The 19,700-nt window shown below is 68.6% G+C and carries 14 protein-coding genes and 2 rRNA genes; 7 read left to right on the top strand and 9 right to left on the bottom strand.

Going from position 1 to position 19,700, the window contains the following annotated elements; translation table 11 throughout:
- Window positions 1-13 precede the first annotated feature (13 nt).
- Entirely contained in the window at window positions 14-625 is a 612-nt protein-coding gene (locus tag AC0VY3_RS05055; RefSeq protein ID WP_103512571.1) for a GNAT family N-acetyltransferase, read from the top strand.
- 73 nt (window positions 626-698) lie between these two features.
- Window positions 699-1,886 carry a winged helix-turn-helix domain-containing protein gene (locus tag AC0VY3_RS05050; RefSeq protein ID WP_103512570.1) on the top strand — a complete coding sequence of 396 codons (1,188 nt, stop codon included), beginning with the start codon at window positions 699-701 and terminating at the stop codon, window positions 1,884-1,886.
- A gap of 18 nt (window positions 1,887-1,904) precedes the next feature.
- On the opposite strand, the gene AC0VY3_RS05045 is transcribed toward AC0VY3_RS05050, so the two are convergent.
- The 7 genes from AC0VY3_RS05045 to mtnA all read right to left on the bottom strand — a co-directional run bounded on the left by AC0VY3_RS05045 (window position 1,905) and on the right by mtnA (window position 10,430).
- Window positions 1,905-2,660 carry a response regulator gene (locus AC0VY3_RS05045; protein WP_103512569.1) on the bottom strand — a complete coding sequence of 252 codons (756 nt, stop codon included), beginning with the start codon at window positions 2,658-2,660 and terminating at the stop codon, window positions 1,905-1,907.
- A 182-nt stretch (window positions 2,661-2,842) separates the two neighbouring features.
- Entirely contained in the window at window positions 2,843-3,532 is a 690-nt protein-coding gene (gene hpf / locus AC0VY3_RS05040) for a ribosome hibernation-promoting factor, HPF/YfiA family (protein WP_030089160.1), read from the bottom strand.
- 327 nt (window positions 3,533-3,859) lie between these two features.
- Complete coding sequence (locus AC0VY3_RS05035) at window positions 3,860-4,603, bottom strand: ComF family protein (RefSeq protein WP_475549042.1); 744 nt, start codon at window positions 4,601-4,603, stop codon at window positions 3,860-3,862.
- A gap of 85 nt (window positions 4,604-4,688) precedes the next feature.
- Complete coding sequence (locus AC0VY3_RS05030; protein ID WP_475551641.1) at window positions 4,689-6,524, bottom strand: LpqB family beta-propeller domain-containing protein; 1,836 nt, start codon at window positions 6,522-6,524, stop codon at window positions 4,689-4,691.
- Window positions 6,525-6,552: 28 nt separating this feature from the next.
- Window positions 6,553-8,592, bottom strand: coding sequence for an MtrAB system histidine kinase MtrB (gene mtrB, locus AC0VY3_RS05025; RefSeq protein ID WP_475549041.1), 2,040 nt, complete (start codon window positions 8,590-8,592; stop codon window positions 6,553-6,555).
- Window position 8,593: 1 nt separating this feature from the next.
- Window positions 8,594-9,283, bottom strand: a complete 690-nt coding sequence (mtrA, locus tag AC0VY3_RS05020) for a two-component system response regulator MtrA (RefSeq protein ID WP_007448372.1) — start codon at window positions 9,281-9,283, stop codon at window positions 8,594-8,596.
- 4 nt (window positions 9,284-9,287) lie between these two features.
- The gene (gene mtnA, locus AC0VY3_RS05015) at window positions 9,288-10,430 is read right to left on the bottom strand and encodes an S-methyl-5-thioribose-1-phosphate isomerase (protein ID WP_475549040.1); all 1,143 of its coding nucleotides are present in this window, start codon (window positions 10,428-10,430) and stop codon (window positions 9,288-9,290) included.
- 152 nt (window positions 10,431-10,582) lie between these two features.
- Between mtnA and AC0VY3_RS05010 the strand changes: the two genes are divergently transcribed.
- The 5 genes from AC0VY3_RS05010 to AC0VY3_RS04990 are packed head-to-tail and all read left to right on the top strand — an operon-like array spanning window position 10,583 to window position 16,084.
- The gene (locus AC0VY3_RS05010) at window positions 10,583-11,794 is read left to right on the top strand and encodes a DUF7847 domain-containing protein (protein ID WP_103512564.1); all 1,212 of its coding nucleotides are present in this window, start codon (window positions 10,583-10,585) and stop codon (window positions 11,792-11,794) included.
- A gap of 4 nt (window positions 11,795-11,798) precedes the next feature.
- Window positions 11,799-12,488: a DUF4129 domain-containing protein gene (locus tag AC0VY3_RS05005; RefSeq protein ID WP_475549039.1), complete on the top strand. Its 690-nt coding sequence runs from the start codon at window positions 11,799-11,801 to the stop codon at window positions 12,486-12,488.
- Window positions 12,485-13,735: a DUF4350 domain-containing protein gene (locus AC0VY3_RS05000; protein ID WP_475549038.1), complete on the top strand. Its 1,251-nt coding sequence runs from the start codon at window positions 12,485-12,487 to the stop codon at window positions 13,733-13,735. The genes AC0VY3_RS05005 and AC0VY3_RS05000 overlap by 4 nt, the downstream gene beginning before the upstream one ends.
- Window positions 13,732-14,760, top strand: coding sequence for an AAA family ATPase (locus AC0VY3_RS04995; RefSeq protein ID WP_475549037.1), 1,029 nt, complete (start codon window positions 13,732-13,734; stop codon window positions 14,758-14,760). The genes AC0VY3_RS05000 and AC0VY3_RS04995 overlap by 4 nt, the downstream gene beginning before the upstream one ends.
- 10 nt (window positions 14,761-14,770) lie before the next feature.
- On the top strand, window positions 14,771-16,084 hold the full coding sequence (locus AC0VY3_RS04990) for a DUF58 domain-containing protein (RefSeq protein ID WP_475549036.1): 1,314 nt from the start codon (window positions 14,771-14,773) through the stop codon (window positions 16,082-16,084).
- 108 nt (window positions 16,085-16,192) lie between these two features.
- Here the strand turns inward: AC0VY3_RS04990 and rrf are convergent.
- Window positions 16,193-16,309, bottom strand: a 5S ribosomal RNA gene (gene rrf / locus AC0VY3_RS04985).
- A gap of 78 nt (window positions 16,310-16,387) precedes the next feature.
- A 23S ribosomal RNA gene (locus tag AC0VY3_RS04980) occupies window positions 16,388-19,512 on the bottom strand.
- Window positions 19,513-19,700 lie beyond the last annotated feature (188 nt).

Below are 19,700 nucleotides of genomic sequence, written 5' to 3'. Positions count from 1 at the left end.
CAAGAATCGGTTCATGGAACCGATCACGCTCACCACGGAACGACTGCTCCTGAGGCCCTTCGGCCCGCAGGACACGGCCGAGGTGTACGCCGCCTGCCAGGACCCGGAGATCCAGCGCTGGACGGTGATCCCTTCCCCGTACCGCCTCACCGACGCGGAGCTGTTCACCACGAAGCTCTGCGCGGCGGGCTGGCAGGACGACTCCGTCTACAACTTCGCCCTGGCGCTGCGGGAGACCGGGACGCTCGTCGGGGCGCTCGGCATCGACCGCCGCAGCCGGCCGGGGACGTACGAGGTGGGCTACTGGTCCGCCAAGGAGCACCGGGGCCGTGGATACGTCACCGAGGCGGTGCTCGGCTCCGCCCGCTGGGCCTTCGCCTCGCTGGGCGCGGACCGGCTGGAGTGGCGGGCCGAGACCGGCAACCTGGCCTCGCGGGCCGTCGCCCTGCGGGCGGGGTTCCGGCTGGAGGGCGAACAGCGGTCCGGGCTGCTCAACAAGGGGGTGCGGCGCGATGCCTGGACGGCGGCCCTGCTCCCGTCCGACCTGGGGCTCGCGGGCGCCCACCCGTACGTCCCCGGGCCGCACCCGCCCCGGTCCGGCGGATCCCCCGACTCCGGACGGTGACCCGGGCGGCGCCCGTGATCCACGGCCGGAATCCGGATCCGGACTGTCAGTGGCGCCGTCTAGGGTTCGACGTATGACGCCTGTGCCTCCTCCCGCAGTCGAACTCTCCGCCGACCAGGCCCGCCGCATCGCGCTGCGCGCCCAGGGCTTCCTGGGGGCCCCGGACCGCCGGGCGGGGGTGCCCGGGGTGCTGCGTCACCTCGGCGCGGTCCAGCTGGACACGATCTCGGTGCTGGCCCGCTCGCACGAGCTGATTCCCTACGCCCGGCTCGGCTCCGTGGGCCGCCGGACGGTGGAGGACGCCTACTGGTCGGGCGGCCGGACCTTCGAGTACTGGTCGCACGCCGCGTGCATCCTGCCCGTCGAGGAGTGGCCGCACTTCGCGTTCCGCCGCCGCGCCTACCGCTCCCGCTCGCACTGGGGCCACGATCTGCCCGACGGTGTGTACGACACCGTGATCAAGCAGCTGCGCGACGAGGGCCCGTTGACGGCGACCGAGCTGGGCGGCGCGAAGAACGGCGGCGAGTGGTGGGACTGGTCGGCGTCCAAGGTCGCCGTCGAGCGGGCCCTGATGTACGGCGAGGTGGTGTGCACCGAGCGGCGCGGCTGGAAGCGGGTCTATGACCTGGCCGAGCGGGCCATTCCGGATGCCGTGCTGCACGACGAGCTGAGCAACGCCGAGTGCCGGCGGCGGCTGGTCGCGCTGGCCGGCAAGTCCCTGGGCGTCGGCACCCGTAGCGACATCGCGGACTACCACCGGCTGAAGGGCGAGGAGTTCGACGCCGTGGTGGCGGACTCGGGGCTGGTCCCGGTCGCGGTGGAGGGCTGGGCGAAGCCGGCCTGGGCGGACCCGGAGGCCCTCGCCAAGGAGCCGCGCGGACGCCACCGTACGACGCTGTTGTCGCCGTTCGACTCGCTGATCTGGGAGCGGGCGCGCACGGAGCGGATCTTCGACTTCACGCACCGGCTGGAGGCCTATGTGCCCAAGCAGAAGCGGATCCACGGCTACTTCGCGATGCCGCTGCTGGCGGGCGGGAAGCTCCACGGCCGGGTCGACCCGGCGCGCGAGGGCACCACACTGGTCGCCAAGCAGGCGTCGTTGGCCGGCCCGAAGGCGGTGGCCCCGATGGCCGAGGCACTGGTGGAGGCGGCGGCCTGGGTCGGCTGCACGGACATCCGGGTGGACCGGGTCGACGCCCCGGAGCTGCGCGAGCCGCTCAGGACGGAGATCGGCCACGCGCTCCGGCGTGCCTACCGCTGACCGGCCACCGGCCTTCCGTTACCTGATCTCCAGAATCTTCTCGCGCATGGCATAGACCACGGCTTCCATCCGGGAGTGCAGCTGCAGCTTCTCCAGGATATTGCGGACGTGGTTCTTCACCGTGTTCTCGGAAATGAACAACTCCTTGGCGATATCCCGGTTGTTCATGCCGGTCGCCACGAGTTTCAGCACTTCCAGCTCGCGTTCGGTGAGCCGGGGCGCCGGAACGAGCCGACGCTCGTCGGTGCGCTGGATCATCGATTTGAACTCGGTGAGCAGCTTGGAGGCCATGGAGGGGCTGATCTGGGACTGTCCGTCGGCGACCGCGCGAATGGCCGTGGCGACCTCGTCGGTGGAGATCTCCTTGAGGAGATATCCGGTCGCGCCCGCCTTGATCGCCTCGTAGAGGTCGGCCTCCTCGTCGCTGATCGTCAGCATGATGATCTTCGCGCTGGGGGCTACCTCCTTGATGGCGGTGCAGGCCTCGATGCCGCCGCGCTTGGGCATCCGGACATCCATCAGAACGATGTCGGGCAGCAGGTCGGCGGCCTTGTCGACCGCCTCGGAGCCGTCCCCGGCCTCGCCGACGACCTGGATGTCCTCCTCCTGCGCGAGGACGATCTCCAGACCCCTGCGGAAGAGCGCGTGGTCGTCGACCACGAGGACCCTGATCGGCTCCTTGCGTGAGGCGCCGTCCGCGTCCGTGCCGGCATACGCACCGGCGTCGTCGTCGGAGCCATTCGCATCGCGCACGGGCCCGAAGGTGTCTGCCATCGTTCCTCCCCCTGAGGCCACGGCCTGAAGTGTCGGTCGTTCGCCAACGGCACTTCACAGAACACCGATTGGCTCGGGCCGCCATGATTCCATGCCCGGCCCCCGGCACGGTGGCCCCGTGCCCGTGCGCGGGTGCCCCCGGTGGCGTGAAAACGCCCCGGGGGCACCTCGCCGACAGTGCCTCAGCCTCCGAGCGCGCCGCCCGCGCCGCCTGCCTCGTCCGCGGCGAGCGGGTCGGTCCTCAGGTGGATGACGCCGTAGTCGTAGGCGTGTCGCCGGTAGACGACGCTGGGCTCCTTCGTCTCGGAGTCGACGAACAAGTAGAAGTCGTGGCCGACCAGTTCCATCTCGTAGAGCGCCTGGTCGAGCGACATCGGTGCGGCGGTGTGGGTCTTCTCGCGCATCACGAGCGGCCCTTCGCCCTGTACTTCGAGCGAGCCGATCTTCGTGGTGGGGACGGGCGCCGTCGGCTGGTCGCCGACCAGCTCACCGTCCTCGTCGAACGAAGCGACGCCGGGGACCACGTCCCCGACCTCGGCAGCAGACAGACGGCCGTTCCCACGGCGGCTGTAGCGCTTGTCGTGCTGCTTGCGCAGCCGGGCCTCCAGCTTTCCGGTGGCCAGGTCGAGCGCTGCGTAAGGGTCGCCCGCCGCCGCTTCCGCCCGGATGACCGGTCCCCGGGAGCGGAGCGTGATCTCCACCCGGTCGGAACGGTCGGCCTGACGGGGATTCGGCTCCTTGGACACCTCGACGTCGAGGCTGATCACCTTGCCGTCGAACTTCTGGATCTTGTCCAGCTTCAGCTTCTCGGCCACGTGCTTGCGGAACCGCTCGGGCACCTCGGTCTTGCGGCCCTTGACGACGATGTCCACGCAGAACTCCGTTCCCGGATCGCCCCGCTCAGCGGCGGAGTATCTCCCTTTTGCACCAGGCCCCGGAGATCACCAGGGCCTCGGACTCGGTGGCTTTCGCCTCCTCCTCCCCCGCCGGAAGGGTCGCAACCCCACCGACTTTGCGTGCTTCTCCTACCGGTGAGTTACCTGCCCGAAACCTGATGGTGCATTCATCGAGGTCCGGCATTCACCGTTCCTCACAACCGAACATAGCCTGCGCACCAGGGTCTCGGCACCCGCTACTGGCACGTACCTCCGTTCAGGGGGTATTGCCCTCTCATTACCTGCAACGATGCAGCTTCTCGGTCAGTTCCGGTTTATTTCGAAGGCGGAGGGAGAGGCTGCTACGACCGCCGCCCGGCACCCTCCGTGCACGAAGGGCTCCCGACCGGCGCCACGTGCCTCCCCGACGGCCCGTGCCGCCTCCGCCAGCGTCGATCCCGTCGTCAACAGGTCGTCGACCAGGATCACTCTGCTGTGACGGAACAGTCCGTGCCGGACCAGCCGCCCGCCCTCCGCCGTGAGCTCCAGGGCACCGGCCAGATTCGCCCGCCGCTGCCGCGCCCCGAGACCCGCCTGGTCGGCGACCGCGCGCCGCTGCCGCAGCAGCGGGAGCATCCGGGCCGGCAGACCCCGGCGCCGCAGGTCCCGGGCGGCCGTGGCGGCGATCCTGCGCACCGGGTCATGGCCGCGCGCGGCGGTCGAGGAGCGCGCGGAGGGCACCGGGACCAGCAGCAGGGGACCCGCGCCGCCCGGTCGCCCCGTCCCGGCCCGTACCGAACCCGCCAGGGCCCGTCCGAGCGCCCCCGCCAGCCCGAGTACCCCTCGCTCCTTGTGGGCCAGCAGAACCGCGCGTACGGCGTTCTCGTAGGGCGCGGCGGCGTACACCGCCGGGAGGCCCGGGGGCCGGGGCGAGGGCCGGACCCGGCGGGCCGGCCCACCGTGCAACGCAGCAGCGCAGGCCGGGCACAGCTCGGTGCGCGGCCTGCCGCAGCCGGCGCAGACCACCGGCAGGAGCAGACCGGACAGCTCGTGCCACACGTTCCGCATGACCCCACAGTGCCGGGCCCTCACGGACCGGACCACCCCTGTGGAAAACCCCGGGCGCTCCGGCCGGTCCGGGCGCGCTCCCGGATCAGCCGGGGTAGACCAACGACGTGCCCTGCTTGAGAACCGTCTGCCAGTTGTCGCCCGGCGAGAGCTTCACTATGCCGTCGCCGACGGTCTCCGCCATCAGCGGAAGCTGTTCGTCGTCGGCCGCGGCGACCGACTGGACCTGGTTCACCCCGGGCAGCGCACCCGAGGCCGACGTGGAGCCGTCCGCCTGCACGTAACGCACCTGCTGGACGCCTCCCTCCTCCTTGCCGACCACCACCAGACGGCTGCGTCCGGACCAGGAGATGGCCGTGACGTCCGCGAGCTGCGGTGCGGCCTGGCGCAGGTCCTCGACCGAGATCTCGGGCGACACCGAGGATCCCCGGCGCTCGACCCGGCCGATGTTCAGCGTCGTACGGCCGTCCTTCGCCAGCAGCAGGGCGATCCGCACCCCGTCCGCGGACATCCGCAGTTCCTCGATGCGGGCGCCGTCGAGGCCCGGCACCCGGACCTCCTGCGGCTCGCCCGCTCCGCCGGCCAGCCGCAGGAGCCGGGAACCGGCCGGATCACGGTCGGCGACCCACAGATCACCGCGGCCGTCCCAGCTCGGCGGCGACAGCCGGTCGGCGGCCTTCTTCGCCGCGCTGGTGACGAGGGGCTCGGCCAGCTCGCCGTCCGCCTCCAGGGAGGACACGTAGAGGTTCTGCCCGTCGGCGGAGACCGCGGCGGCCCGCTTCTCGTCCCGGGCCACCCCGACAGCGCCCATCGGAACGACGCCCACGCCGAGCGGACCGGTCACCGGCTCGGGTGTGCCGGTGCCGTCGGTGGCGCCGGGGATCCGCTCCACCTGGCCCTTGTCGTTGATGAAGTACTGGCTGTCGTCCCCATCCGAGCCGTGGTCGGCGGAGAGGTCCAGCGCGTCGTCGGCGTCCAACGCGCAGAGCTTGCCCTCGCCGCCCTCCAGCTCCACCCGCTCGACCCATGCCGAGGTCAGGTCCCGGAGCGTGAAGAGCACCTGGGCGGCCATCATCCGGCAGGCGCTCCGGCTCGCCTTGTCGGCCTTCTGGTTGAGCGGCACCTTCAGGACGTTCTGATCGTCAGGCGCCAGTGCGGTGACGCCCTTGCGCAGCGCGGTCCCGGTCGGGAACCGGGAGTCGACGACGGGCCGCAGCCAGTTCGTCGGCCCGGCCAGCAGCGTCCTGACGGTCTGGGTGGCGGTGTCCATGCGCGTGACCGGATCCGTACGGTTACGTACGTAGACGGGGTCCGCGACGAGCGTCGACCGGCCGTTCGTACGCCCGGTGGCGAAGTAGTACTTGTTCACGGAACGGTAGAGACGCTTGAAGTCGGACTGCCCGAGGACCAGGCCGTCCGGCACGGCGTCGATGCGCCACTCCTGCTTCCCCTCCGCCACCTTCTCCAGCACCAGGTGCAGGGTCTGGGAGTAGTCGGTGGGCGCGAGCGGCTGGTAGGAGCTCTGGGCGTCGACCGCCGCCACCTTCTCGCCGGTCAGCGTGTAGGTGGTCTCCCGGTCCCGGGTGGCCCGGTTGTCCTCGTCGTGGAGCAGAGGGCCGCTGCGGTTGGGGGCCTGGGCGAGCACCGTGGTGCCGCCGCTCGGCTGCCAGGTCTGCCGGGCGTCGGCGCTCAGATACTTCCGCGTGGTCGCGAACGCGGGATCGTCGCTGGTCATCGACTCCAGGAAGCCGTCGACGATCTCGCTGGGCGGCGCGCCCTCCCGGGGCGCCACCGCGTACACCTGCACCTGGGAGTCCCCGGGCTGCGAGGCGTCGACCGCCTTGACGTCCCCGGTCACCGGCATCGAGCCGCATCCGGCCAGCACGACGATGCCGCAGGCCAGCAGCGCGGACATCCGCACCGCCCGTCCGTGGCCGCCCGGACGGCGGTCAGTACCCACGAGTGGTGTCCTCCTGGTCGGAATTCGGTACGCCGTCGGCCGCGCGCCCACCGGGACGCTCCTGGGCCGGGCGCGTCACGACACGTGCTCCGTTGCCGGGCAGCGCGGCGGGGTGCACCGACGAGGGGGCGGCGGTGCGGACGGCGGGGCCGCGGCCGGGCACGGGCAGCGGCGAACGGTCGCCGGCCCCGGGCTGCGGCGGCACCGACATCAGCCGGTGGTCGTCCGAAGCGGACGCCCCGGCCTCCTCACGCTCCCGGCTGTCCCGGTTGCGCCGCGAGTCCTCGGGCTCCAGCGGTATCGGCGAACCGCGCAGGGGCTCGTCCGCCGTACGCGGCAGGGTCAGCCGGAACTGGGAACCGCCGCCCGGCTCGCCCCAGGCCTGGAGCCAGCCGCCGTGCAGCCGGGCGTCCTCCACGGCGATCGAGAGGCCGAGACCGGTCCCGCCGGTCGTCCGGGCGCGCGCCGGGTCGGCGCGCCAGAACCGGTTGAAGACCCGGGTCGCCTCGCCGGGCTTGAGCCCGACCCCGTAGTCCCTCACGGCCACGGCGACCGCGCCCTGTGCGACACCCATCCGCACCACGACGTCCCGGCCCTCGCCGTGCTCGACGGCGTTGACGACGAGGTTGCGCAGGACGCGTTCGACGCGACGGGCGTCGGCCTCGGCTATCACCGGCTGGTCGTCACCGATCACGAGGATCCTGCTGCCCTTGCGCTCGGCGAGCGGCTCGGCGCCGCCGATCACCCGGTGCACCACGGTCCGCAGGTCTATCGGCTCGGCCTCCAGGGCAGCGGCGCCCGCGTCGAAGCGGCTGATCTCCAGCAGATCGGCGAGCAGCGACTCGAACCGGTCGAGCTGGTCGCCCAGCAGCTCGGCGGAGCGAGCGGTGACGGGGTCGAAGTCGGCACGCGCCTCGTGGATGACGTCGGCGGCCATCCTGACCGTCGTGAGGGGGGTGCGCAGCTCGTGCGAGACGTCGGAGACGAAGCGCCGCTGCATCCGGGAGAGCTCCTCCAGCTGCTGGATCTTGAGCTGGAGGTTCTGGGCCATCTTGTTGAAGGCCTCGCCGAGCCGCGCGATGTCGTCCTCGCCGGTGACCTTCATGCGTTCCTGCAGCTTGCCGGCGGAGAGCCGCTCGGCGATGCCCGCCGCCATCCGCACCGGTGTCACGACCTGCCGCACCACGAACCAGGCGATGGCCCCGAGCAGCACGACGACGAACAGCCCGGCGGTCGCCAGGGTCGTCTTGACCAGCGTCAGGGACTTCTCCTCCTGCGTGAGCGGGAAGAGGTAGTAGAGCTCGTAGGGGTGCTGATCGATGTCGTAGAGGCGCTTGCCGACGACGAGCCCCGGCTGCGACTCCTTGCCGTACGAATACCGGATCAGGGAGTACGTCTGGAAGGCGCCCTGCCCCTTGCCCACGTCCTGGCGCAGGCGCTCGGGCACGCTGGACGCCTCGACGCTGCCCGAACCACGTGGGGCACGACTGCTCGCACCCTCGGTGACCGAGTCCACGCTGAGCGCGACCACGTTGAAGGCGTTCTTACCGCCGCTGGCGAGCTGGTCGACGAGTTCGGTGCGCCAGGAAGTGCTGCCGGTCATGCCGTCGGTGCCGTCGCTGCCCTGCCCACCGGGGGTGAGGGGAGCGTTCGCCTTCTCCTGGGCCGCGGCGAAACCGCCGGCGGCCTGTGTCTGGGCGGCCTTGCCCTTCGCGTCGAGCAGGCCGTTGCGCACCTGTCCGATGACGACGAAGCCGAGCAGCAGCACGACCCCGATCGACATCAGCAAGGTGCCCGCGACGACGCGAAGCTGCAGGTTGCGCCGCCACAGACGGACGGCGGGCAGCAACGGACGGCGTACCCACCGCATCAGCAACCGCGGTACGGGCCCGCCGGGCGTCCGGTCCTCGAACAGCCGGCCGCCCTGCAGGAAACGGCTCATACGTGACGCCTTCCGTCCCGGGCCGGCAGCCCGCTCCGTACGGACTCCCGGCTCCCCGGGCCCCGGAGCAGCACTGCCTCCGGCCATCTCAGCTCGGACCGGCCTTGTAGCCGACGCCTCGGACCGTCACGACGATCTCCGGCCGTTCCGGGTCCTTCTCGACCTTGGAACGCAGACGCTGGACATGCACATTCACCAGGCGGGTGTCGGCCGCGTGGCGGTAACCCCACACCTGCTCCAGCAGGACCTCACGGGTGAAGACCTGCCACGGCTTGCGGGCGAGCGCGACCAGCAGGTCGAACTCCAGCGGAGTCAGGGCGATGGACTGCCCCTCCCGCTTCACGGAGTGGCCGGCCACGTCGATGACCAGGTCACCGATGGTCAACTGCTCCGGTGCGGGCTCTTCGGACCGCCGCAGACGTGCCCTGATCCGGGCAACCAACTCCTTAGGTTTGAACGGCTTGACGATGTAGTCGTCGGCCCCTGATTCCAGGCCGACCACGACATCGACGGTGTCGCTCTTGGCAGTGAGCATGACGATCGGCACACCGGACTCGGCCCTGATCAGCCTGCACACCTCGATGCCGTCCCTTCCGGGCAGCATGAGGTCGAGCAGCACCAGGTCCGGCTTGGCCTCACGAAATGCGGCCAGTGCCTTGTCGCCGTCCGCTACGAACGACGGCTCGAAACCTTCTCCACGCAGCACAATCCCGAGCATCTCGGCCAGTGCGGTGTCGTCGTCGACGACAAGGACGCGTCCCTTCATAATCGACATCATCCCATTAGCTAATCGTTACCTGCGATGACCTGGCACACAGCTCTGCCAGTCCGACCCCCGTGACCGGCGAAATGGCGCCCTCCTCGGTGACGATCGCCGTGATCAGTTCCGGCGGTGTGACGTCGAAGGCCGGGTTGTACGCCGGGGCCCCGAGGGGTGCGACGACCATCCCGCCTCCTTCACCGGCCGATACACCCTGCGGCGATGTGAGCTCTGTCACTTCTCGCCCGGAACGCTGTTCGACGATGATCGACGTGCCGTCCGGGGTCTCCAGATCCACGGTCGTCGTCGGCGCCACCACGATGAGGGGTACGTGGTGGTACTTCGCGAGCACGGCCAGCGGATAGCTCCCCACCTTGTTGGCCACCGAACCGTCCGCCGCGATGCGGTCCGCACCGATGAGCACCGCGTCGACCTCCCCGGCCGCGAACAGCGACCCTGCCGCGTTGTCCGTGAGCAGGCTGTACGCCAGACCGTTGCGCGCCGCCTCGTACGCGGTCAGCCGGGCCCCCTGGAGCAGCGGCCGGGTCTCGTCCACCCACAGCCGACGCAGCCGCCCGTGCCGGTGCACCCGCAACGCCACGGCGAACGCCGTCCCCTCACCCCCGGAGACCAGCGCCCCGGTGTTGCAGTGGGTCAGCAGCTGATACCCGCGGCCCGGCAGCAACTCCTCGAGCAGCGCCTCACCGAATTCCGCCATACGCCTGCTGGCCCGGGCATCCTCCTGGTGCAGGACCCGCGCCTCGGCCAGTGCCGCCGCAGCCGCCGCCTCGTCCCCCGCTCCCTTACGGGCCGCTTCCCAGTAGGCCGCCGCCACCCGCCGCACCCCGTAGCCGAGGTTCACCGCGGTGGGCCGCGCCCCCTCCAGCAGACCGGCCGCCTCCGCGACGTCGTAGCCCCGCGCCGCCGCGAGCGCCACCCCGTACCCCCCGGCGATCCCGAGCAGCGGAGCCCCTCGCACCGCCAGCGTCCGGATCGCCCGCACCAGCGCGGGCACATCGGTGCACACCAGCTCGACCTCCTCGGCGGGCAGCCGCGTCTGGTCGAGAAGCACCAGCACGGGCCCTTCCGGAGGCTCGTCCCAGCGGAGTACGGAAAGGGCGGGAGGCTCGCTGCCCACCGGTGATTGCGCGTCCTGATCAACCATCTGTCCAGTCTGCCCGGTGAGCCGCCCGCACATGAAGGCACGAAGGAGATCGCGCGGGAGACAGAGCGGCCGGTCCGCCCCGGGCCGCCGCGTGGCACGATGGCTGCCAACCTGCCGCCCCGATGAGCGGTCAGGACGGTGAAGGAGCGAGAATGAACGACTCTCCGGGCTGGGCGTCGCCCGGATCTGCCCCCTCCGACGGCAAGGAGGCGGCGATTCCCCGCCCCTCCGACCCCCAGGACGGAAGCGGTGCGACGGGACAGTGGTCCCCCGAGCAGCCGCCGCCCGGGCAGTGGTCCCCACCGAGCAACCCCGGCAGCGGCCCCGGAACACGGCCGCCGGCACCCGGCTGGGGCGGCGGCCCACAGCGGCAGGGCTGGGCAGGACCGCCGCCGGCCGCGAAGCCCGGCGTCATCCCGCTGCGCCCCCTGAGCCTCGGCGAGATCCTCGACGGCTCGGTGTCCGCCCTGCGCGCCCACTGGCGTACCGCACTCGGCTTCAGCCTCGCGGTCTCGGTGGTCACCCAGATCGGCATCATCCTCATGCAGCGCTACCTGCTGCCGGAACCGACCTCCGTCGACCCGAACGCCACCGGCGCCGAGGCCCTCCGCCAGACCGCCGATTCGGCCCGCTCGACACTGCTCTCCCTGGGCCCGGCCTCTCTCGTCTCGATGATCGCCACGCTCTTCACCGCGTCGATCGTCACTGTGGTCATCAGCCGCTCCGTGCTGGGCCGTCCCACTACGCTCTCCGACGCCTGGGCAGAGGCCCGCCCCCGGATCCTGCCGCTGCTCGGACTGACCGTCCTGGTGGCCGTGATCATGGCGACGGTCATGGCCGTGGGCATCGGCCCCGGTCTGCTGCTGGGCTCCGAGGCAGGAGCGGCACTCGCCTTCCTCGGCTTCGCCGCCGCCTGCGTCGTGATGCTCTGGCTGAACGTCAGCTTCGCCCTCGCCGCCCCCGCACTGATGCTGGAACGACAGAGCATCGTGGCCGCGCTGCGCAGGTCGGCGAAGCTGGTCCGCGGCGCCTGGTGGCGAACCTTCGGAATCCTCGCCCTGACCTGGCTGCTGACCTTCCTGCTGACGTTCCTCGTCTCCATCCCGTTCGGCGCCATCGCGGTGATCGCCGACGGAACCGACGTCAGCGAGTTCTTCAGCAGCAACCCGCCCTCCTTCGGCTGGCCCTTCCTGATCATCACCGGGATCGGCGAAGTGATCGTCTCGACGCTGATCTATCCCTTCGTCGCCGGTGTGATGGCCCTCCTCTACGTGGACCAGCGCATCCGCCGCGAAGCCCTGGACCTGGACCTGGCACGGGCCGCGGGACTTCCCGGCTACGGCGCCGACACCTCCGGGAGCTGATGCCGTGTCGGGGGCGGGGGGCATCACCACAGCAGGGCGGGACACCGCAGCGGGCGACATACCCGTGGACACTCCACGTCTCCCCGCGCGGGAGGCGGCCGAGAGCGAGCTGTCCAAGCCGATGTACCACGAGAACGACCCGAACTTCCTCCAGCGCGCCCTGAACCGGTTCTGGGACTGGGTCGCCGGGGTGTTCGACGCCGCCGCGGGCGCCGCCCCCGGTGGCCCGGCCGGACTCGTCGTCCTGGTCGTCATCGTCGTCGGCCTGGCCGCCGCCCTCTGGTGGCGGCTCGGCACTCCGCAACGCTCCTCCCGGAGCGCCGACGCCCTCTTCGACAGCGACGGCCCCCGCAGCGCGGCCCAGCACCGCACCGCGGCCGAGACCCACGCCGCGGCCCTGCGCTGGACCGAAGCCGTACAGGAACGGATGCGCGCCATCGTCCGGTCCCTGGAGGAGCGCGCCCTGCTCGATCCCCGCCCCGGCCGCACCGCGGACGAGGCCGCGGCCGAAGCGGGCCGCAGTCTGCCCGAGCACACCGCCCGACTGCGCGCCGCCGCCCGGAGCTTCGACGACGTGACATACGGCGGCCGCACCGCGGACCAGACGGCATACCTGTCCCTGCGCACCCTCGACCTGGAACTCGACGCGGCCAAGCCGCTGCTGCCCGGAACCTCCCGAGGAGCCACCGGATGACCGCGGCGACCACCACTTCCCCCACCTCGACGGCGCCCACCCCCGGCCAGGTCTGGACCCGAGCCCGGGCCGTCCTGGCTGTCGTCCTCATTCTCGTCGTCGCCGGCATCGCATTCGCCGCCGTACGCTCCGGAACGAACTACGGACAGCTCGACCCCCGCTCCGCGGAGCCCAAGGGCAGCCGCGCCGTCGCCGAACTCCTCGAAGCACGCGGCATATCCGTCACCGTCGTCACCACCCTCGACCAGGCCACCGCCGCGACCGGCCCGGACACCACCCTCCTGGTCGCCGGCCCCAACCTCATGACCCGGTCGCAACAGCTCCGGCTGAACGAGGCGACCGCCGCCTCCCCAGGACGCACCCTGCTGATCGCCCCGGGCCCGGGGGCCACCGCCCGGCTCGCCCCCGACGTCCGCGCCGAAGCCCACCACGCCGTCAGCGCTCTCGCCCCGTCGTGCGAGCTCCCCGCCGCCCGCAGGGCCGGCACTGCGGACCTGGGCGGCACCCGCTACGCGACGCAGGACCCGGCCGCCGTCACCTGCTACCCGAGCGCAGGCCTCCCCAGCCTGGTCGTCCTCCCGACCGGAACGAGCGGCGACACCGTCGTCCTCGGCTCCCCCGACTTCCTCCACAACGAGCGTCTCGACAAGCAGGGCAACGCCTCGCTCGCCCTGCAACTGCTCGGTTCCCGTCCCCATCTCGTCTGGTACCTCCCCTCTCTCACCGATCCGACCGCAACAGCCGATGACAACGCCCCTGGCGACGGAAGCGAAGACCAGTCGGAGGGCGGGGCGCGAGACGAAGCGTCCGACGAGAGCAGCTTCCTCGACCTCGTCCCCTCCGGCTGGCTGTGGGGAACGCTTCAACTCGCTCTCGCCGCAGTCCTCGCCGCAGTCTGGCGGGCCCGCCGACTCGGCCCCCTCGTGACGGAACAGCTGCCGGTAGCCATCCGAGCATCCGAATCCGCCGAAGGCCGTTCCCTCCTCTACCGCAAGGTCAACGCCCGCGACCGGGCCGCCGACGCCCTCCGAGCCGCCACCCGCACACGCATCGCCCCCCTCGTCGGCGTGCCCGCCCGCGACGCGCACACCCCCGACGTCCTCCTCACCGCCGTGTCCACCCGCGTCACCGCAGTCGGCCAGGACCTCATCACCCTGCTTTTCGGCACGGCTCCCGCCACCGACGCAGCCCTGGTCCTGCTCGCCGATCAACTCGACGCCCTCGAAAGAGAGGTACGCACTTCATGAGCGCCCCGACCCCCGAGCCGGCCGAGCCCACGGCGCCCGCTGCGGCTCCCGCGAGGCCCGCGGCACCGGATCCTTCCGACAGCGCCCGCGCGTCCTTGGAGGCTCTGCGCTCCGAGATCGCCAAGGCCGTCGTCGGCCAGGACCCCGCTGTCACCGGACTCGTCGTCGCGCTGCTCTGCCGGGGGCACGTGCTCCTCGAAGGCGTGCCCGGCGTCGCCAAGACCCTGCTGGTGCGGGCCCTTGCATCTTCGCTCGAACTGGACACGAAGCGGGTCCAGTTCACCCCTGACCTGATGCCCAGCGACGTCACCGGCTCACTGGTCTACGACGCGCGCACCGCCGAGTTCTCCTTCCAGCCCGGCCCTGTCTTCACCAACCTGCTGATCGCGGACGAGATCAACCGCACCCCTCCCAAGACGCAGTCCTCCCTCCTCGAAGCGATGGAGGAACGGCAGGTCACCGTCGACGGAACACCGCGGCCACTGCCTGACCCCTTCCTCGTCGCCGCGACCCAGAACCCCGTCGAGTACGAAGGCACCTATCCCCTCCCCGAAGCACAGCTGGACCGCTTCCTGCTCAAACTGACGGTTCCGCTCCCCTCACGGCAGGACGAGATCGACGTCCTCACCCGCCACGCCGACGGTTTCAACCCACGCGACCTGAAGGCCGCAGGGATACGGCCGGTCGCCGGCCCAGCCGATCTGGAAGCGGCACGCGAAGCCGTCGCGAAGACGACCGTCTCCCCCGAGATCGCCCGCTATGTCGTGGATATCTGCCGTGCCACGCGCGATTCCCCCTCGCTCGCCCTCGGTGTCTCCCCCCGAGGCACCACCGCACTGCTGTCGACCGCCCGCGCCTGGGCCTGGCTGACCGGCCGGGACTATGTCATCCCGGACGATGTGAAGGCCCTGGCGCTTCCCACGCTCCGTCATCGCATCCACCTGCGGCCCGAGGCGGAAATGGAAGGAGTCACCCCGGACTCCGTCATCGCCTCAGTGCTCGCCCACGTCCCCGTACCCCGATGAGGCGGTGACCATGGCCCTCACCGGACGTACTGCTCTGTTGGCCGCTCTGGGGTCACTCCCCGTGGGCATCCTCGCTCCTAGTTGGACCGGGATGCTCGCGGTCAACGCACCGCTCTCACTGGCAATTCTGTGTGACTATGCCCTGGCAGCGCCAGTGCGCACGCTTCGATTCACTCGATCCGGTGATACATCTGTTCGACTCGGTGACGCGGCGGAAGTGCAACTGACGGTGACCAACACGTCGCGGCGCCGTCTGCGCGCCCAGCTCCGGGACGCCTGGCCCCCCAGCAGCTGGGCCGGGGGCACCGAGCAGGGCGCTTCACGTCACACGCTGACGATTCCCGCCGGCGAACGTCGACGCCTGGTCACGGTCCTGCGCCCGACCCGGCGCGGTGAACGGCGGTCGGAGCGCATCACGATCCGCTCGTACGGCCCGCTCGGCCTAGCCGCACGGCAGGGGCAGCACCGGGCCCCGTGGACCGTACGCGTCCTGCCCCCGTTCACCAGCCGCAAGCACCTGCCTTCCCGGCTCGCCCGACTCCGCGAACTCGACGGCCGCACCAGCGTTCTGACACGCGGTGAGGGAACGGAGTTCGACAGTCTGCGGGCCTACGTACCCGGCGACGACACCCGCTCCATCGACTGGCGGGCCACCGCACGCCAGTCCGCCGTAGCGGTCCGGACATGGCGACCCGAGCGTGACCGGTACATCCTGATCGTCCTCGACACCGGGCGCACGTCCGCGGGCCGGGTGGGCGACGTCCCCCGCCTGGACGCCTCGATGGACGCCACACTCCTCCTCACCGCACTCGCCACGCGGGCGGGCGACCGCGTGAGCCTCCTCGCCTACGACCGCCAGGTACGAGCCAGGGTCCAGGGCCGGACAGCCATGGGAAATGTGCTGGCGACCGTCATCGACACCCTGGCCACGCTGGAGCCCGAGCTCATCGAAACGGATGCCCGCGGCCTCAGCAACGCGGCCCTCACCGACGCACCCCGCGGTTCGCTGATCGTTCTCCTCACGACGCTGGAGGCCGCTCCCATCGAGGAAGGGCTCCTCCCGGTACTGCCTCAGCTCACCCAGCGCCACACCGTGCTGCTGGCCGCAGTCTCCGATCCCAGGATCGAGGAGATGGCCCACGGCCGGGACACGGTGGACTCGGTGTACGACGCGGCAGCCGCCGGCCAGGCCCAGGCCGACCGTCGCCGCACGGCCGACAGGCTCCGTCGCCACGGCGTCGTCGTCGTGGACGCCACCCCGGACAATCTTGCTCCCACACTTGCCGACACGTACCTGGCCCTGAAGGCCGCAGGCCGCCTCTGAGAGCTCTGCTGAGGCGGCCTGCCGGCTGTCTGCCGGACTCGCTGCTGATTGTGCCCAGAACGCAGGAAAGCCCCGCACCAAAAGGTGCGGGGCTTTCCCGGAAAAATTGTTCGGCGGCGTCCTACTCTCCCACAGGGTCCCCCCTGCAGTACCATCGGCGCTGAAAGGCTTAGCTTCCGGGTTCGGAATGTAACCGGGCGTTTCCCTAACGCAATGACCACCGAAACACTATGAAAATTTGAACACCGGATGTTTACACGGCTGTTCATTATTTCAGAACTAACACAGTGGACGCGAGCAACTGAGGACAAGCCCTCGGCCTATTAGTACCAGTCAGCTCCACCCGTTACCGGGCTTCCACATCTGGCCTATCAACCCAGTCGTCTACTGGGAGCCTTAACCCTTCAAGAGGGTGGGAATACTCATCTCGAAGCAGGCTTCCCGCTTAGATGCTTTCAGCGGTTATCCTTTCCGAACGTAGCCAACCAGCCATGCCCTTGGCAGGACAACTGGCACACCAGAGGTTCGTCCGTCCCGGTCCTCTCGTACTAGGGACAGCCCTTCTCAATATTCCTACGCGCACAGCGGATAGGGACCGAACTGTCTCACGACGTTCTAAACCCAGCTCGCGTACCGCTTTAATGGGCGAACAGCCCAACCCTTGGGACCGACTCCAGCCCCAGGATGCGACGAGCCGACATCGAGGTGCCAAACCATCCCGTCGATATGGACTCTTGGGGAAGATCAGCCTGTTATCCCCGGGGTACCTTTTATCCGTTGAGCGACAGCGCTTCCACAAGCCACTGCCGGATCACTAGTCCCGACTTTCGTCCCTGCTCGACCCGTCGGTCTCACAGTCAAGCTCCCTTGTGCACTTACACTCAACACCTGATTACCAACCAGGCTGAGGGAACCTTTGGGCGCCTCCGTTACTCTTTAGGAGGCAACCGCCCCAGTTAAACTACCCATCAGACACTGTCCCTGATCCGGATCACGGACCCAGGTTAGACATCCAGCACGACCAGAGTGGTATTTCAACGACGACTCCACAACCACTGGCGTGGCCGCTTCAAAGTCTCCCACCTATCCTACACAAGCCGAACCGAACACCAATATCAAACTATAGTAAAGGTCCCGGGGTCTTTCCGTCCTGCTGCGCGAAACGAGCATCTTTACTCGTAGTGCAATTTCACCGGGCCTATGGTTGAGACAGTCGAGAAGTCGTTACGCCATTCGTGCAGGTCGGAACTTACCCGACAAGGAATTTCGCTACCTTAGGATGGTTATAGTTACCACCGCCGTTTACTGGCGCTTAAGTTCTCAGCTTCGCCGACCCGAAAGTCAGCTAACCGGTCCCCTTAACGTTCCAGCACCGGGCAGGCGTCAGTCCGTATACATCGCCTTACGGCTTCGCACGGACCTGTGTTTTTAGTAAACAGTCGCTTCTCGCTGGTCTCTGCGGCCACCCCCAGCTCACCGAGTAAATCGGATCACCAGTGATGGCCCCCCTTCTCCCGAAGTTACGGGGGCATTTTGCCGAGTTCCTTAACCATAGTTCACCCGAACGCCTCGGTATTCTCTACCTGACCACCTGAGTCGGTTTAGGGTACGGGCCGCCATGAAACTCGCTAGAGGCTTTTCTCGACAGCATAGGATCATCCACTTCACCACAATCGGCTCGGCATCAGGTCTCACCCTTAACGTGTGACGGATTTACCTACCACACGGGCTACACCCTTACCCCGGGACAACCACCGCCCGGGCTGGACTACCTTCCTGCGTCACCCCATCGCTTACCTACTACAAGTCTGGTTCATCGGCTCCACCACTACCCTCAACTCCGAAGAGATCGGGCCGGCTTCACGGACTTAGCATCGCCTGATTCAGTACTGGGCGTTTCAAAGCGGGTACCGGAATATCAACCGGTTGTCCATCGACTACGCCTGTCGGCCTCGCCTTAGGTCCCGACTTACCCTGGGCAGATCAGCTTGACCCAGGAACCCTTAGTCAATCGGCGCACACGTTTCTCACGTGTGTATCGCTACTCATGCCTGCATTCTCACTCGTGAACCGTCCACAACTCGCTTCCGCGGCTGCTTCACCCGGCACACGACGCTCCCCTACCCATCCACACAGGCGTTGGCCCTATATGTGTGAATGACACGACTTCGGCGGTACGCTTGAGCCCCGCTACATTGTCGGCGCGGAATCACTTGACCAGTGAGCTATTACGCACTCTTTCAAGGGTGGCTGCTTCTAAGCCAACCTCCTGGTTGTCTCTGCGACTCCACATCCTTTCCCACTTAGCGTACGCTTAGGGGCCTTAGTCGATGCTCTGGGCTGTTTCCCTCTCGACCATGGAGCTTATCCCCCACAGTCTCACTGCCGCGCTCTCACTTACCGGCATTCGGAGTTTGGCTAAGGTCAGTAACCCGGTAGGGCCCATCGCCTATCCAGTGCTCTACCTCCGGCAAGAAACACACGACGCTGCACCTAAATGCATTTCGGGGAGAACCAGCTATCACGGAGTTTGATTGGCCTTTCACCCCTAACCACAGGTCATCCCCCAGGTTTTCAACCCTGGTGGGTTCGGTCCTCCACGAAGTCTTACCTCCGCTTCAACCTGCCCATGGCTAGATCACTCCGCTTCGGGTCTAGAGCGTGCAACTCAAACGCCCTATTCGGACTCGCTTTCGCTACGGCTTCCCCACACGGGTTAACCTCGCTACACACCGCTAACTCGCAGGCTCATTCTTCAAAAGGCACGCAGTCACGACTGACAGCACAAGTACTGCCAGCGACGCTCCCACGGCTTGTAGGCACACGGTTTCAGGTACTATTTCACTCCGCTCCCGCGGTACTTTTCACCATTCCCTCACGGTACTATCCGCTATCGGTCACCAGGGAATATTTAGGCTTAGCGGGTGGTCCCGCCAGATTCACACGGGATTTCTCGGGCCCCGTGCTACTTGGGTGTCTCTCAAACGAGCCGTTGATGTTTCAGCTACGGGGGTCTTACCCTCTACGCCGGACCTTTCGCATGTCCTTCGCCTACATCAACGGTTTCTGACTCGTCTCACAGCCGGCAGACTATGAAAGAGAGATCCCACAACCCCGAATGCGCAACCCCTGCCGGGTATCACACGCATACGGTTTGGCCTCATCCAGTTTCGCTCGCCACTACTCCCGGAATCACGGTTGTTTTCTCTTCCTGAGGGTACTGAGATGTTTCACTTCCCCTCGTTCCCTCCACACTGCCTATGTGTTCAGCAGCGGGTGACAGCCCATGACGACTGCCGGGTTTCCCCATTCGGAAACCCCCGGATCAAAGCTTGGTTGACAGCTCCCCGGGGACTATCGTGGCCTCCCACGTCCTTCATCGGTTCCTGGTGCCAAGGCATCCACCGTGCGCCCTTAAAAACTTGGCCACAGATGCTCGCGTCCACTGTGCAGTTCTCAAACAACGACCAGCCACCCATCACCCCACCCTTCACAGGCGAGTTCACTGGGGCCGGATCAGAAGGACAGCCATTCCGGCCGCACCCTCAGACACCCAACAACGTGCCCGACACAACCGATCTCTCACCACGTTCCACGCCGAAGCAGTACTAGCAGT

It is taken from the genome of Streptomyces sp. iso_384 (assembly GCF_056172905.1).
The sequence above is the reverse complement of the archived record's forward strand: the minus strand, read 5'-3'. Positions and strand labels throughout refer to the sequence as shown.